Source organism: Mycobacterium cajalii (assembly GCF_045809005.2).
Classification (GTDB): domain Bacteria; phylum Actinomycetota; class Actinomycetes; order Mycobacteriales; family Mycobacteriaceae; genus Mycobacterium.
The window spans coordinates 2989662-3003150 of the sequence record NZ_CM141436.1 but is presented as its reverse complement, the minus strand read 5'-3'; the positions used below and the strand labels follow the sequence as shown (position 1 = coordinate 3003150).

At 70.6% G+C, this 13489-nt stretch carries 13 protein-coding genes and 2 pseudogenes; 2 read left to right on the top strand and 13 right to left on the bottom strand.

What is annotated here, in order from left to right; all coding sequences use genetic code 11:
- The 3 genes from ACJ512_RS14260 to ACJ512_RS14250 are packed head-to-tail and all read right to left on the bottom strand — an operon-like array spanning position 1 to position 3864.
- Positions 1-999: a Gfo/Idh/MocA family protein gene (locus ACJ512_RS14260; protein WP_407685484.1), complete on the bottom strand. Its 999-nt coding sequence runs from the start codon at positions 997-999 to the stop codon at positions 1-3.
- On the bottom strand, positions 992-2227 hold the full coding sequence (locus ACJ512_RS14255; protein ID WP_407685485.1) for an FAD-dependent oxidoreductase: 1236 nt from the start codon (positions 2225-2227) through the stop codon (positions 992-994). Before ACJ512_RS14255 ends, ACJ512_RS14260 begins: the two co-directional genes overlap by 8 nt.
- 50 nt (positions 2228-2277) lie before the next feature.
- The gene (locus ACJ512_RS14250) at positions 2278-3864 is read right to left on the bottom strand and encodes an arylsulfatase (protein ID WP_407685486.1); all 1587 of its coding nucleotides are present in this window, start codon (positions 3862-3864) and stop codon (positions 2278-2280) included.
- A gap of 99 nt (positions 3865-3963) precedes the next feature.
- Between ACJ512_RS14250 and ACJ512_RS14245 the strand changes: the two are divergent.
- Positions 3964-4359 (top strand): annotated as a pseudogene (locus ACJ512_RS14245) (nitronate monooxygenase); the annotation flags it as partial.
- Between the two features lie 30 nt (positions 4360-4389).
- Here the strand turns inward: ACJ512_RS14245 and ACJ512_RS14240 are convergent.
- The 7 genes from ACJ512_RS14240 to ACJ512_RS14210 all read right to left on the bottom strand — a co-directional run bounded on the left by ACJ512_RS14240 (position 4390) and on the right by ACJ512_RS14210 (position 10210).
- Positions 4390-5238 (bottom strand): class I SAM-dependent methyltransferase, encoded by an 849-nt coding sequence (locus ACJ512_RS14240; protein ID WP_407685487.1) that lies wholly within the window; start codon positions 5236-5238, stop codon positions 4390-4392.
- Positions 5235-5633 carry a GbsR/MarR family transcriptional regulator gene (locus ACJ512_RS14235; RefSeq protein ID WP_407685531.1) on the bottom strand — a complete coding sequence of 133 codons (399 nt, stop codon included), beginning with the start codon at positions 5631-5633 and terminating at the stop codon, positions 5235-5237. The genes ACJ512_RS14240 and ACJ512_RS14235 overlap by 4 nt, the downstream gene beginning before the upstream one ends.
- A 94-nt stretch (positions 5634-5727) precedes the next feature.
- Positions 5728-6996, bottom strand: a complete 1269-nt coding sequence (locus ACJ512_RS14230; protein WP_407685488.1) for an amidohydrolase family protein — start codon at positions 6994-6996, stop codon at positions 5728-5730.
- 104 nt (positions 6997-7100) lie between these two features.
- Positions 7101-7874, bottom strand: coding sequence for a class II aldolase/adducin family protein (locus ACJ512_RS14225; protein WP_407685532.1), 774 nt, complete (start codon positions 7872-7874; stop codon positions 7101-7103).
- Positions 7861-9471: a class I adenylate-forming enzyme family protein gene (locus ACJ512_RS14220; protein ID WP_407685489.1), complete on the bottom strand. Its 1611-nt coding sequence runs from the start codon at positions 9469-9471 to the stop codon at positions 7861-7863. Before ACJ512_RS14220 ends, ACJ512_RS14225 begins: the two co-directional genes overlap by 14 nt.
- 45 nt (positions 9472-9516) lie before the next feature.
- Positions 9517-9831 carry a hypothetical protein gene (locus tag ACJ512_RS14215; protein WP_407685490.1) on the bottom strand — a complete coding sequence of 105 codons (315 nt, stop codon included), beginning with the start codon at positions 9829-9831 and terminating at the stop codon, positions 9517-9519.
- Positions 9832-9883: 52 nt separating this feature from the next.
- The gene (locus ACJ512_RS14210) at positions 9884-10210 is read right to left on the bottom strand and encodes a hypothetical protein (protein WP_407685491.1); all 327 of its coding nucleotides are present in this window, start codon (positions 10208-10210) and stop codon (positions 9884-9886) included.
- Positions 10211-10317: 107 nt separating this feature from the next.
- Here ACJ512_RS14210 and ACJ512_RS14205 point away from each other — a divergent pair, with 107 nt between their 5' ends.
- Positions 10318-11199 (top strand): alpha/beta fold hydrolase, encoded by an 882-nt coding sequence (locus ACJ512_RS14205; protein ID WP_407685492.1) that lies wholly within the window; start codon positions 10318-10320, stop codon positions 11197-11199.
- Here ACJ512_RS14205 and ACJ512_RS14200 read toward each other — a convergent pair.
- From ACJ512_RS14200 to ACJ512_RS14190, 3 genes and pseudogenes are all read right to left on the bottom strand, one after another.
- A complete protein-coding gene (locus ACJ512_RS14200) occupies positions 11096-11668 on the bottom strand; it encodes a hypothetical protein (protein WP_407685493.1) in 573 nt (190 codons plus the stop codon). The two genes, ACJ512_RS14205 and ACJ512_RS14200, sit on opposite strands and share 104 nt — an antisense overlap.
- The gene (locus ACJ512_RS14195; protein WP_407685494.1) at positions 11661-13007 is read right to left on the bottom strand and encodes a molybdopterin-dependent oxidoreductase; all 1347 of its coding nucleotides are present in this window, start codon (positions 13005-13007) and stop codon (positions 11661-11663) included. The genes ACJ512_RS14200 and ACJ512_RS14195 overlap by 8 nt, the downstream gene beginning before the upstream one ends.
- A 134-nt stretch (positions 13008-13141) precedes the next feature.
- Positions 13142-13478 (bottom strand): annotated as a pseudogene (locus ACJ512_RS14190) (SDR family NAD(P)-dependent oxidoreductase); the annotation flags it as partial.
- Positions 13479-13489: the final 11 nt, after the last annotated feature.

Here is a 13489-nt window from a genome sequence, read left to right as displayed (position 1 = left end):
TCAGCTCGGCTGCCGCAACGGCAGGCCCGCGGCCCGGTAGATCCCGTCGATCACCGTCATGTTCTGCACCGCGTCCTCCGGGGCGGTCAGCACCGGTTCGCCGCGCAGCACCGCGGCGGCGAAAGCGTCGAGCTGGTAGGCGTAGGAGGCGCGGCGCGGAAAGCGTTCCGCCCGTTTGTCGTCGGGCGAGCGGACCGACAGGCGGTTCACCAGGTTGGGCAGGACCGGGTTGAGCAGACGCAACTCACCGCGTTCGCCCACCACGCGCGCGCTGATCCGCAACAGGCGCGCCGACCACATGGAGCACACGATCCGGCCGGTGTGCCCGGCGGCGAACCGCAACTCGGCCGTCATCGCGCGGTCCACCCGGGGGTCCCGCAATTGCGCCTGTGCGGAAACGACTTCCGGGGCCGAACCGCCGAGCGTGCGGGCCATGTGGACCGCGTAACACCCGGCGTCCATCAACGCGCCCCCGGCCAGCGAGTAGTCGTAGCGGATGTCGGAGAACTTCGGCAGGGGAAAGCACATCGCGGCCTCGACCCGCTCGATCCTGCCCAACTCCCCCGAGGCGACGATCTGCTCGGCCCGCAACGTGAGGGGGTGATAGCGGTAGTGGAACGCCTCCATCACCACCCGGCCGGAATCGGCGGCGATCCCGGCGATCTCGTGCGCCTCGGCGGCGTTGGCCGTGAACGGCTTCTCGCACAGGACGTGCTTGCCCGCCGCGAGCGCGGCGCGCGTCCACCGGCCGTGCAATCCGTTGGGCAGCGGGTTGTACACCGCGTCGAGGTCCGGGTCGGCGACCAGCGCCTCGTAATCCTCGTGCACCCGGGCGATCCCGTGCCTGGCGGCGAACGCCCGGGCGCGGGTGACGTCGCGTGCGGCGACGGCGGCAACCATCACCTCGGGGTTGGCCCGGGCCGGCTTGACCAGCGCCAGCGGTGTGATGCGGGCGGCCCCGAGGACGCCGATGCGCAGCGGTGCCTGCCCCTCAGCCATGGTCACCGGCGGAGTCGCGACGGGCGAACGCCGGCGCGTGCTCCGGCCGGAACCCCACCCCGACGAAGTACGCGGGCACCGCCGAGAGCCAGGGCAGCCGCTCCACGAGCGCCAACAGCGCCCCCGGCGGCATGGGGTCGGCGCCGCGCAGGAGCGGCCCCAGCAACGCCCGCTGTAACACCCGTTGCACCGCCTGGGTCACCGCGGCCGGAAGGGCGCGGCGGCGCCGGACGGCCGCCAGGTCGCGGTCGGTGACGCGGTGGCGTCGCAGCGGCTCGGCCAGCATGGTCGCGGCCGCCACGGCATCCTGGACGGCCAAATTGATGCCGACCCCGCCCAGCGGTGACATCGCGTGCGCGGCGTCGCCGATGCACAGCAGCCCGTCGGTGTGCCAGCGGCGCAGCCGGTTCACCCGCACGTCGAGGTGCTTGACGTCGTCCATGGATTTCAGCGCCGCCACCGAGTCGGGCATGTCGGGCAGCAGCGCCGCGACGTCGCGGCGGAACGCCTCGATGCCCCGCGCGCGCAGCTGAGCGTCGGTGCCCTTCGGCCCGATGTACGCGATCTGGAAATAGCCCTCGCGCGGGATCACGGCGAGGGCCCTGCCCGGGCCGGTGCGTGGCAGGAAGGAGAAGTCCGAGGCGCCTTCGCGGGGCAGCCGAAACCACCACACGTCGAAGCCCACCGGGAACTCGCGGGCCCGCAGCCCCGCCGCCCGGCGCACGACCGACCAGCGGCCGTCGCAGGCGACGGTCAGTTCGGCCCTGAGTTCGCCGGGACCCTCCGGTCCCGTGTAGCGCACGCCGGTGACCCGGCCGCCCTCCCGCAGCAGCCCGGTGACCTCGGTGCGCATCCGGAGCGTGAAACTGGGCTCGGCGCGGGCGGCCTCGGCGAGCAGGTTGAGCAGGTCCCACTGCGGAACCATCGCGATGTACGGATGTCGGAGACGCAGGCGTTCGAAGTCGATGTAGGTCACCGAGCGACCGTTGGTGTCGAGCTGTCCCTTGCGCACCTCGCTGTAGTGCAACTCGGCGAACCGCTCCCCCAACCCCAGCTCGTCGAGCAACTGGATCGTCGTGGGATGCACGGTGTCGCCGCGAAAGTCACGCAGGAAGTCGCCGTGCTTCTCCAGCAGCGTGACGTCGACACCCGCGCGGGCCAGCAGCAGCCCGAGGACCATGCCGGCCGGGCCGCCGCCGACGATCGCGCACGTCGTTGTCTCCACCACCGCGCTCAGCATAAGGGGACGCCCGTGTTCGCGGGCATCCCGCCGAGGGGCTACAGCTCGGCGTCGAACACCGAAACGGGCTCGAGGAGCACGCCGTTCTCCTCGACGTAGCGGTCCCACAGGGCCAGCAGTTCGGCGAGCTTGTCCGGATGCGCGGCGGCCCGGTCGTCGGTCTCCCCGGGGTCGCGGGACAGATCGTAGAGCTGCCAGGCGCCGGGCCCGTAGGGCTCGGGCAGGTACAGCGCCTTCCAGTCGCCCTGTCGGATGGCGCGCCGGCCGAACAGCTCCCAGCCCGTGCCGGTGTCGGCGTCGTGGACCGTCTCGGCGGCACCGGACAGGTACTGCACCAGCGAGCGACCCAGCATCGGGGCCACGTCTCGCCCGCGGTAGGCGGTGCCGGGATGTTCGACGCCGGCCAATTCCAGCACGGTCGGGGCGATGTCCATGACGGTCGCGAAGGCCGTGCCGATCTCGCGTTGCCGCGCAAAGCCCGGCCAGGTGACGAAACCCGTGACCCGGATGCCGCCTTCGGTGGTGAACGCCTTGTGCAGCCGCGACGGCGCGGTGGCCGCCTGCGCCCACCGCGGGCCGTACCAGACGAACGACGTGGGGCCGCCGAGGTTGTCCAGGCTGTTGTCGCAGTGCTGCTCGATCTGGGCGGCGATCTGCGGGCCGCGCAGCGGCATCGCCTCGACGACCGCCCCCTCCGCGCCGTTGTCGGACAGGAAGATGACGACCGTGTCGTCGAGCTCGCCGGTCCCGGCCAGGTGGTCGATCACCCGGCCGATGTTCCAGTCCATCCGGTCCACCATCGCGGCGTAGATCTCCATGCAGCGGGCCGAGCGCGCCCGCTCCTCGTCGGTCATGTCGGCCCACTCCGGGGCGCCGTCGGACACGACCGGGTGCGGCACGACGTCGTCCGGGCACAGGCCGAGCCGCTTCAGCGCCGCCAGGCGCTCCTCGCGCAGTGCGTCGGGTCCGGCGTCGTAGCGCCCACGGTAGGCGGCGATCGACTCCTGCGGCGCCTGCAGCGGCCAGTGCGGCGCCTGGTAAGGCAGGTAGGCGAAGAACGGGCGGTCGTCCTCGGGGGCGCGTTCGGACAGGTACCGCAGCAAGGTGTCGGTGTAGGAGTCCGACGAGTAGAAGTCGTCGCCGACTGTGACGAACCGGTCGTCTTCGGTGTAGAGCGCCGGCACCGGGGCCGGGCCGCCGTAATGGTTGCCACCGCCCGGCAGCAGCGCGAACGAGCGCTCGAACCCGCGCGCCCACGGCGACGTCTCGATGGTGTTGCCCAGGTGCCACTTGCCGGCCATCAGCGTCAGGTATCCGGCGTCGCGCAGCAGTTCGGGCAGCGCCACGACCCGATCGTTCAGATAGCCCTCGTAGCCCGGCGCGCCGGTGAATCCCGGGGCGGCGACTTCGAGCATCGTGCCGATGCCGGCGGTGTGGTGATCCGTGCCGGTCAGCAGCATCGCCCGGGTGGGCGAGCAGGTCGGGGCGGAGTGGAAATCGGTCAGCCGGACTCCCGCGTGGGCCAGTTTGTCCAGGTTCGGCGTGGCGATCTCGGAGCCGAATGCGCCGACGTCGGAGAACCCCAGGTCGTCTGCAACGATTACGAGAAAGTTGGGTCGCTTCACGCTGAAGCATCCTGTCAGGTGCTGGCCGTGATGTCACCGGAGGGCAGTGCGATGTTGGCGGAGTTCGGGATGTCGATCCCACTGGTCGCCGCGCCGATGGCGGGCGGGCTCGCCGCACCGGGCGCCGTGGCCGAGGTGATCCGCGCGGGCGCCGCGGCGGCGGTGGTCGGGACGGTTCTGCTGCATTCGGCCGAGAGCGGCGCCTCGGCCACCCATCAGGCCGCCCTGGTCGATCCCGCCCGCACCGAGACCGTGCTGACCCGGGCCTTCACCGGCCGCCCGGCCCGCGGCCTGCGCAACGCGTTCATCGACGCCCACGAAGCCCGGGCGCCGCTGGGTTACCCCGCCATCCACCACCTGACCGGTCCCCTGCGCAAGGCGGCGGCCGCGGCGGGCGAACCCGACTGCGTGCACCTGTGGGCGGGAACCGCTTACCGGCAGGCCACCACCGAACCGACCGCCGACATCCTGCGGCGGCTGGCCTCCGGGGTGTGAGGGCGAGCGGACGGGTGCGCCGCCGCCACGTCAGGGGTTTCGCGCCGGTGCACGCACGACTGAGAACGCGAATCGGTTGAGGACGTCGTAGTCGCGCATCGGTGTCGCGTTGACGAGCCGCCACAGCAGTCGCAACGGGGCCGAGGGTATGCGTTCGTACAGTGCCCCCGCGGCGGACCGCTCGAGGAAACGCAGCCGTGGGTTCCACCGCTCGATGTCGCGGGTGTCACGGATGCCCCACCTGATGATGCCCTTGGTGAGCACCTTGGACAGGCGCGGCCCCATCGGCGACACGGTGTCGAAGACGAGTTCGCCGGCGCCGAACCGATCCGTGAGGCGTTGCAGCAGCGTGCGCACCTCGGGTTCGGTGAGATACATCAGGAGTCCCTCCGCAACCATCAGCATCGGACGATCGGTGGGGATCTCGTCCAGCCACTCCTCGGTCACCGACGACCCGATCATCCGGTAGCCGTCGCGGTCGTCGTAGAGCTTGCGCCGCAACGCGATCACCGCGGGTTGATCGACGTCGAACCACCGCGCGGTGTCCGGCGGATGCAGCCGGAACGCGCGGGTGTCCATGCCGCATCCCAGGTGGAGTACGACGGCGTCGGGATTGCGGCGCAGGAAGTCGGCGCTCCAGTCATCGAGTTGCCTGGCGCGCATGGTGACCAGATACTGATTGACCGCGGGCCGCATGGCGCGGCGCATGCGGGCCCAGTCGTATTCGATGCGGTCCACCGCCTCGGCGGCCGCCGTGTCGCCCAGAATCGGCGCCGGTGAACGACTTTCGTATGCCCGCAGGTACAGCGTGCACAGGTTCGTCCATTCCACCGAGCCCCACACCACGTCGGTGAAGTCGACCTTGTCCAGCGCGGTCATGGTTGTTTCCTTTCCGCCCGGTATTCGGTCCACATCTGCATGAGCCGGTCTCGGTAGGCCTGCGTGCAGAACTCGCAGAAGTCGCGAAAGTCCTCGACCCGTTGCCGCTGTTCGGCGCGGTCTTCACCCTGCACGGACAGAGCGAACTCGGCGGGTTCGATACCGAGCCGCATCAGCGACAGCTGCGTTTCCAGGACGCTGGTGAACCCGCCCGCTCTGACCCGGTAGAGGTGTTGACGATCCGGGCTGGGCAACCGCTCCACCATGCCGCCTTCCAGCAGCTGCCGGGCAACGGTACTGATCGATGCCTTGCTGACCGCCAACGCATCGGCCAGCTGGGTCAACGACTGCTGCGGTGGATCGGAGATCAGTAGCCACCCGTATATCCGGCCCATGGTGCGGGTGGCGCCGAGGAGTTCGAAGAACAATTCTGAACGTAGGCTAATCCATTCGGAGGCGCCGCGAAAGCGCCACCCCGAATGGCCGGGGTTAGAACGCTTCGGGATCGCGCTGCACCTCGGTCGGCACCGGGTGCTGGTACAACCGGGACGCGTTCTCCCAGGTGAACTTGCGGATCACGTCCTGCGGCAGCCCCCCGATCTGCTCGTGGACGGTCTGCTGGGTGTGCGGCCAGGTCGAGTCGCAGTGCGGGTAGTCGGCCTCCAGCATGATGTTGTCGACGCCGATGCGGTCCCGCTGCGCGAACGACGACTTGTCCTCGACCGCGCAGAACCAGAAGTTGCGAGTGAAAACCTCTGCTGGAGTGAGGCTTTCACCGAGCGCCTGCCAGGTTCCGTACATCGCGTGGTAGCTGAGCATGTGGTCGAGGCGGTCGAGGAGACCGGCGACCCAGCCGATGCCGCCCTCCGACAGGCAGATCTTCAGGTCGGGGAACCTGCTGGGCAGCCCGGAGTACAGCCAGTCCACGGCCGCCGAGATCGCATAGGCGAAGAACAGCACGCCCGCCACGTCCGGGGGTGCGTCGTCGGTGGTCGACGGCGAGGATCCCGACGACCCGATGTGCAGGTTGACCACGGTGCCCGTCTCGGCGCACGCCGCCATCATCGGGTCCCAGTGCCCCGAGTGGATGCTCGGCAACCCCAGCATCGCCGGGTTCTCGCTGAAAGTGACGGCGTGGAAGCCGCGCTCGGCGTTCTCGTAGATCATCGTCGCGCCGACCGCGGGGTCCAGCAGCCACGGCAGCTGGCAGGGGATGATGCGGTCGGGGTAGGACCCCGCCCAGACCTCGAGGTGCCAGTCGTTCCAGGCGCGCACGGCGGCCATCGCCAGCTCGCGGTCCGGGGTGACCTGTTGCAGCCGCTGTCCGGCGAAGCCGGGCAGGAAGGAGGGAAAGTTGAGCGAGGCGTAGATGCCGTTGAGGTCCATGTCCTTGACGCGCTCGTGGATATCCCAGGCGCCCCTGCGCATTTCGTCGAAACGGACGGGTTCGAAGCCGTATTCGGCCACCGGCCGCCCGACCACGGCGTTGAACCCGACGTTGGGCAGCTGCCGGCCGTCATAGACCCAGGTCTGCCCGCCCTGCTCGGTGTCGACGACTTTCGGTGCGCGGTCGGCGAACTGGCGCGGCACCCGTCCGGCGAAGGTGTCCGGGGGTTCGACGATGTGATCGTCGACCGAGATCACCGTGTAGCGGCGCGGGGCCCGGGGCGGGTCGGGCAGCAAGGTGACCGACCGGGTGTCCCCCGTGTTGGCGGTCGTGAAGTTGAGGTCTGCGGCCAGCTCGTCGATCGATTTCACCCGTCAACCTCCGATCGTGTGTGCAATGACGGGGTCGAGAGTGAACCGGCGGTGCCACCGACCGGCGTGTCGCCGGCCCGGATCCACCCGGGGCGACCGGCGATTCACGTGAGCACGTCCGGGTCGGCCTTGATGGTCATCCGCGCCGCCCCGGCCCAGTACACGTCGGCGGCGCGTTCGACGAGCGAGCGCTGCATGCCCGCCATGTCCGACCAGTTCATGGCGACGGGCTCGCGGCCGGTCAGCATGACGTCGTAGGCCAGCTTGCACACCCGTTCGATCGAGGCCGCGCGGTAGACGGCCTCGGGCAGGTTGCGGCCGGTGGCGATGACGCCATGGTTGGCCAGGATCGTCAGGTTGGCTCCGCCGATGCGCGCCGCGAGCTCCGCGGCGCGCGCGGGGCTGTCGATCTCGCCGTCGTAGGTGTCCACCAGGCACAGGTCGTCGAGGAACAGCGATCCGGTCTGATGCACCAATTCGGGCAGCCTGCCCAGCGCGGCGAGCACGCACACGTAGTAGGGGTGGTTGTGGATCACCACCCGCGCGTCCCGGCGCGCCCGGTGCAGTTCGGTGTGGATGTGGATGGCCGGGGTCACGTCCCAGCGACCGCGGACCACCCGGGCGTCGCTGTCGACGGCGCAGATGTCCGAGGCGGTGAGCTCGGCCCACCACAGGCCCCACGGATTGACCAGCATGTCGGTTTGGCCGTCGAGCTGCCAGGTGATGTGTCCGGCCATGTTCTCGGCGAACCCGATGGCGGCCAGGTGCCGGAACGCCACCGCCAGCGCCTGCTCGTCGGACAGCGCGACCCCGATCGGGGGAACCACCGACGGCGACCACACCTCCAGGCCGCCGCGCCTGGCCTCAGGACCCTTCATCATCGGCCTCCATTCTGGCGCGGATGTCGTCGCGGAGCAGGCCTTTGGCTATTTTGCCTCCCGACGAACGGGGCAGCTCGTCGACCACGATGAGCCGTTCGGGCAGCAGTTCCTTGGAAACTCCTTGCGCCAGAAGGAATTCGGCCAATCCGGGCAGATCGATGCCGGCCGAACCGGCGAGCTCGGCGTAGAGGCAGACCTTCTCGCCGAACACCGGATCCGGCATCGCCACCGCTGCGGCCACCGCGATCGCGGGATGGGTGGTGACGGCATCCTCGACCTGGCTGGCGCTGATGTTCTTACCGCCGCGCAGGATGAAATCCGAGGTGCGCCCCGTGACGCTCAGATAGCCGTCCGCGTCGATCTCGCAGATGTCGCCCATCCGCATCCACCCGTCGCGCGTGAACAGCTTGTCGTGGTCGGTGCCGCCGAGATAGCCGAGGCTGGTCGCCGGACCCCGGCAGGCGGGCTGGCCCCGCCCGGTGTCGGTGACGTCGCGGTCCCCGTCGAAGAGTCGGACCGCCATCTCCGGGACGATCCGCCCACCGGTGCGCAGCCGGCGCTGGCGCGGGTCGTCGAGGGTGGTGGCGCTGAGAATCCCGGTCTCGTTCGAGCCGTAGAACTGCAGGATCTTGGCACCTGTGAGGTCCTCGAACTCGGCGGCGGGCCGATACGGCAGCGCCTCGCCCCCGGTGAAAACCACGCGCAACGAACTCAGGTCGTGGCCGCGGGTCGCCGGATCCGCCATCAACATGGTCAATTGCGTGCTGACACAACACAACACGGTCGCCTTGTGCCGTTCTATCGCCTCGCAGGCCGCCGCGGTGGTGAACCGCTCGACGATGACGGCGGTGGCGCCGAGGTAGATCGGGGTGGTGTGGCTGGTCCAGATCCCGAACCCGAACGGCATGGGGATGACCGGCAGGAACACGTCGTCCGGGCGCAGGTGCCCGTTGGCGACGGCCTTCCGGTGGAAGTAGTGCCAGCGGTTCTGGGTGTGCACCACGCACTTGGGCAGGCCGGTGGTCCCGGAGGTGGAGTTGATCAAAAAGACGTCGTCGGGGCCGAGCCGGGCCTCGCCGCCCGAGGCCGCGGGCGAGGCGTCGGTGTCGAGGCGCAGGCCGTGCAGGGTCAGCACAGTCGGCCCGGACCCGGCACAAACTTCGGCCGCGGCGCCGCTGCGCGCACGATCGCTGACCATGATGTCGGGCCGGGCGCCGCGCAGGATCGCGGCGACCTCGCGGGTGCCGGCGCGCGCGCCGATGCCGACCACGACGGCGCCGCAGCGTTCGACGGCGACGAACAACGCGTGGACGGCGGCCGAGTCCTTGTGCCACACCGCCACCCGGTCACCGCGCGCCACACCGGCCGCGGCCAACTGGGCAGCCAGAGCGGTTGCCGCGGCATCGAATTCGGCCCACGTCAGCGCGCCGCCGCGATGGTCGATGTAGGCGGGACGATCCGGTGAGCCCGCGGCGTTGCGGCGCACCGCGTCCGACAGCGTCGCATCGGACCACCAGCCCTCGGCGCGGAACCGGGCCGAGTCCTCGACGGCGAACGCCGGCGAGCCCATGATTTCCAGCTCACCGGCGCTCATCAGGACATGATAGGAAAGCCGCTGGCGGCGTCGTCGGTGGAGTCGCTAGGGATTCTGCGGGGCCGGGGCGGCGTGCTGATTGGCCTCGAGACCCGGAACGGGCTGATGCCGGACGCGGTCCCAGGGGCACGTGATGTGGCGGATGCACCCGCAGTTCAGGCCGCTGATGCAGGCGCCCCCGCCGACGGGCTCAACCGGCAGGGCGCCGCCCGGGTTCGCCGGGGCCGGAGAACTCGTGCTCGACGCCGCCGCGGCTGCCGCGGTGGCGGTCGCGTCGTCGAGCGACGCGCCGATCGCCAGGGCAAACACGGCTGCGCCACCGCACAACACGGCGGAGGCCTTACGTTTGCGATTCGACATGACACCACTTTAGGCGCCCTGAGCGCCTCCTCGGCCCGTCGCGCCCGCTCTCCTAGAAGACTCCAAGAAGCTCCGCGGGATCCTCCAAGCCCGCGGCCCCCGGATCGCGCGCGACGTCTTCCAGCGCCCCGACCAGGTGCGCAAGATCCTGCCGCCGGGACGGCGCGGGCCAGACCACCCACGTGCGCCGCACCAGGGGCCGCCCGCCAACGGTGGCCAGCGCACCGAATCCGGCGGTGGCTGGAAGCGCCCGGCCGGCGCCAGGGCGAATCTCCCGCCCGAGCTTCGACGGCCCGGGGTGCACGCCGTGACTGCGCGGGATCGCCGTCAGCTCGTCGTACCAGGCGGGGCCGCCACGCCGTGCGTAGTTGCGGGCCATTCGCAGGACGGATGGCCGCCACAGCGAATGCGCCATTGCGGACGAAAATGGGCGGTGCGCCCGCGGCCAGACCCCGCGATCGCGTTGTCTTTACGATGAACCCAGGCATGCCGAACACCACCACCACCCGATTGCTCCAAGCGCATCGCTCCGCCGGACGCACGCTGCGCGCCGACGGGATCTTGTCGTTCCTGCTCGACGACGGGCCCCGGGACGCCGAGCCGGTGGTGTGCGTGCACGGCGTGCCCGCCTCGGCGTACCTGTACCGCAAGGTGGTGCCGGAATTGGCAGCCCGGGGCTTGCGGGGCATCGCGATCGACCTGCCCGGGCTCGGATTCGCCCAGCGGCCCGCCGACGCCGACTACACCTGGACCGGGCTCGGCCGCTGGCTGCTGTCGGCGATCAACGCGCTGCAACTGGACCGGTTCCACCTGCTGGTCCACGACATCGGCGGGCCCGTCGGCTTCGAGGTGGCCGCCGCTGCGCCCGACCGGGTGCTGTCGATGACGCTGCTGAACACGATCGTCGACGTGGAGTCGTTTCACCGGCCCTGGCCCATGGAACCGTTCGCCCACCGGGGCGTCGGGGAGGCATGGCTGGCGTCGATGCGGATACCCGGCACGTTCCTGACGATCATGCGAATGGTCGGGGTGAGCCGGCGGGTTCCCGCCGCCGAGTTGGCCTGCTGGCCGCCGCTGCTGTTCGGCGACGACGGCGGGCGGGCCTTCCTGAAGATCATGCGTGGCTTCGAACTGACCGCGGCCACGCAGCGGCGCTACCGCGATGCGGTCCGCGGGCCCTACCCCGTGCAGATCGTGTGGGGCGCCCGCGACGCGATGCTGCCGTGGCGGCGCTACGGCGTCGAAGCTCAGCGCGCCGCCGGCATTACTGAGCCGATCCTGTTGCCGGCCAAGCATTTTCTGCAGGAGGACCACCCTCAGGAGATCGCGGAGGCGGTGCGGCGGCTCGCGACGCGCGACGCCGGCTGATTGCCGGCCGGACGGCATAGACCACGGCGCTGACCGCGAACATCGCCGCGGTGAGCAGCAGCCAGCGGCCCAGGAACGGCTGCTGGGTCTGGCCGGTGGCGGCCGAGTACGTCGACGCGCCCTGTTCGATGATGCCGGGCAGGAAGACCAGCAGCGTCAGGCCGGATCCCAGCGCCGGCACCCGGATGTGGTTGAGCACCGGGACGTCGGGCGCGGCGCGCCCGGCCTTGGGCTGCGGCAGGAACCGGTCGAGCAGCGCGTAGACCGGGAAGAGCACCAGGTCGTGCGCGACGATCGCCGCGGCGAACCACACGGCGACCGACTGCCACCAGGTGTCCGGGTTCCACAGCGTGACCGGTTTGAACGTGGCCAGCACGTAGCCCAACAGCGCGAACCCGGCGACCAGGCTCAGCAGGTGCAGCGGGTGGGATCCGTAGATCCGGGCGAACCACGCCGGGGCGCTACGCATGTGGGGCCGCCCGAAAGCCGATCGTGGTCACCCATTTGGTGTTGTGCACGCCGGGCAGCGCGGGGACGACGATGCGCGCGGGATAGCCGTGGTCCGGGGACAGGTCGACGCCGTTGACGCGCAGCGCCAGCAGCGCATCGGGGTGCAGCACCTGGTTGCGCTGCAGCGTCGCGCTGCCGAACGGGCCGGAGTCCAGCGAGGAGACGTGCGCCGATTCCGGTGCCGGCACACCGGCCAGGCGGGCCAGGTCGGCCAGCCGCACCCCGCTCCACGTCTGGGTGGTCGACCAGCCCTCCACGCACGCGATCGGCAGCCGCGCGGTGTGCTGCGGCATCGCCAGTAGCGCGGCCCGGTCGACGACCACCGGGGCCCGGGCGCCGCTGAGGGTGAGCCGCCAGCGCTCCCCCGTCCGGGTGCTGGAGATCCCGGCTGCCAGGGCGGTCCGGTTGACCTCGAAGTCGTTGGGCCCGTCGCCGCGGGTCCGCCCGCGGGGCAACAGCAGCGCGGCGTGCCGCGTGACGCCGCCCAGGGTCTGGCCCGCGGTGATGATCGCCATGAACAGCGCCCCGCCGCCCACCAGCGCCAGCGCGCCGCGGCGGCTGAGCGTGGCGGGACCCGGATCGGCGGCGACCAGTCCGTCGGGCTCCCAGGGCTCTGCCCGGGTGTCCTCCCGACGGGTGCGCAACACGTCGCGCAGTGGCATCGCGCGCAGGCTCGACCACATTCGGGGCGCCTTGATCGCGACGTGCACGAGGAACCCGGCGATGAACACCCACGCGCCGAAATAGTGCGCGGTGTAGAAACTGAACCCGAAGATGTAGTCGTACTGGATGTTCAGCACGCCGGTCACGATCTCGAACAGGACGCCGCCGACCAGCATCAGCAGCGAAACCCGTTCCAGCAGTTGGGCGATCGAGCGCGACGGCGGCCACGCGAAGAGCCGGGGTATCACCGACCACAGCTTGGCGAGCACCACCGGGATCAGCACGAGCCCGAGTCCCACGTGCAGTCCCTGGCTCAGCCGGTACAGCCAGGACGGGTCGGTCGGCCAGTCGAACGTCGGCAGCTTCAGCCACCCGACGTCGCCCGGGATGGCCTGGCCGAAGCGCGGCCCGTAGGCGATGTAGGACAGCAGACCCGTGATGGCGACGATAGGCAGCGTCACCAACAGCGTCGCGCCGAACACCGAGGTCAGCCACGGCCCGCGCAGCGGACTGCGCCACCGCTGCAGCCGCCGCGCGCCGGGCGGCGGATGTTCGTCGAGCGTGCGCCACAGCCGCGCCGGAAAGCCGTAGCGGCCGGCGGACTCTGGGGGCCCGGGGCGTTCGGGTCCGCTCACGGGCTGACTTTCACAGGGCCGACCCGCCGCCGTCGGCGTCGAGCGTGGACTCGGTCACGCAGCTTGCCCGCGGGGCACGCCAAAAGCAGTACGGCTTGGGCGATGATGCTCCCGTGCCCCCGCGCGACCATTCAATTGGCCAGCCAGGTGACCAGGAAGTAGGTACCGCGCACGTTGGTGTCGAACATCGACTCGAAGCCTGCCAGATTCTGCTCGACGGTGGGGGCTACTGGAAAAGTACCGGCGTTGTTCACCAGAATGTCGACCTCACCGGCGCCTCGCGCGAGGTTGGCGACCGGCTCCACGTCCCGAGGTCGGCCCGCACGAATCTCACCCTGCCGCCGATCTCGGCCACCGCCCGAGCGCCACGCTCGGCGTCGCGGCCCGAGATCACCACTCCGCACCTTCCGCGGCCAACAGCCGCGCGGACTCCGGACCGATGCCCGCTGTGCCACCGGTGACCACCGCCATCTGCGATTCGC